Origin of the sequence: Pseudomonas sp. NY11955 (genome assembly GCF_048068035.1) — a bacterium.
Lineage (GTDB): Bacteria > Pseudomonadota > Gammaproteobacteria > Pseudomonadales > Pseudomonadaceae > Aquipseudomonas.
Genome location: NZ_JBLUPS010000044.1, coordinates 1 through 1,139, shown reverse-complemented (window position 1 = coordinate 1,139; position 1,139 = coordinate 1). Strand labels below are relative to the sequence as shown.

2 tRNA genes and 2 rRNA genes are annotated in these 1,139 nt (G+C 49.7%); all 4 read left to right on the top strand.

Annotated features, from left to right (window positions below):
• Nucleotides 1-198 (top strand): 16S ribosomal RNA (locus ACNFBR_RS29210); the annotation flags it as partial.
• A gap of 86 nt (nt 199-284) precedes the next feature.
• A tRNA-Ile gene (locus ACNFBR_RS29205) sits at nt 285-361 on the top strand.
• Nucleotides 362-367: 6 nt separating this feature from the next.
• Nucleotides 368-443: transfer RNA gene (locus ACNFBR_RS29200), tRNA-Ala, on the top strand.
• A 236-nt stretch (nt 444-679) separates the two neighbouring features.
• A 23S ribosomal RNA gene (locus tag ACNFBR_RS29195) occupies nt 680-1,139 on the top strand; the annotation flags it as partial.

Sequence of the window (1,139 nt, the reverse complement as noted above, 5' to 3'; positions counted from 1 at the left end):
TAGTAATCGCGAATCAGAATGTCGCGGTGAATACGTTCCCGGGCCTTGTACACACCGCCCGTCACACCATGGGAGTGGGTTGCACCAGAAGTAGCTAGTCTAACCTTCGGGAGGACGGTTACCACGGTGTGATTCATGACTGGGGTGAAGTCGTAACAAGGTAGCCGTAGGGGAACCTGCGGCTGGATCACCTCCTTAATCGACGACATCAGCCTGCTGATGAGCTCCCACACGAATTGCTTGATTCATTGTAAAAGACGATCAAGACCCAAAGTTTCACCCTTAGGTCTGTAGCTCAGTTGGTTAGAGCGCACCCCTGATAAGGGTGAGGTCGGCAGTTCAAATCTGCCCAGACCTACCAATATGCGGGGCCATAGCTCAGCTGGGAGAGCGCCTGCCTTGCACGCAGGAGGTCAGCGGTTCGATCCCGCTTGGCTCCACCACTTATGCTGTACCTTGATCAAATTTAGAAATGAGCATTCGTCTCGAATGTTGATTTCTGACTTTTGTCAGATCGTTCTTTAAAAATTCGGATATGTGATAGATATAGACTGAACACCAGTTTCACTGCTGGTGGGTCAGGCTAAGGTAAAATTTGTGAGTTCTGCGCGTAAGCGCAACGTACGAATTTTCGGCGAATGTCGTCTTCACAGTATAACTAGATTGCTTGGGGTTATATGGTCAAGTGAAGAAGCGCATACGGTGGATGCCTTGGCAGTCAGAGGCGATGAAAGACGTGGTAGCCTGCGATAAGCTTTGGGGAGTCGGCAAACAGACTGTGATCCAGAGATCTCTGAATGGGGGAACCCAGCCAGCATAAGCTGGTTATCTTGTACTGAATACATAGGTGCAAGAGGCGAACCAGGGGAACTGAAACATCTAAGTACCCTGAGGAAAAGAAATCAACCGAGATTCCCTTAGTAGTGGCGAGCGAACGGGGACCAGCCCTTAAGTTGATTTGAGATTAGTGGAACGCTCTGGAAAGTGCGGCCATAGTGGGTGATAGCCCCGTACACGAAAATCTCTTATCAATGAAATCGAGTAGGACGGAGCACGAGAAACTTTGTCTGAATATGGGGGGACCATCCTCCAAGGCTAAATACTACTGACTGACCGATAGTGAACCAGTACCGTGAGGG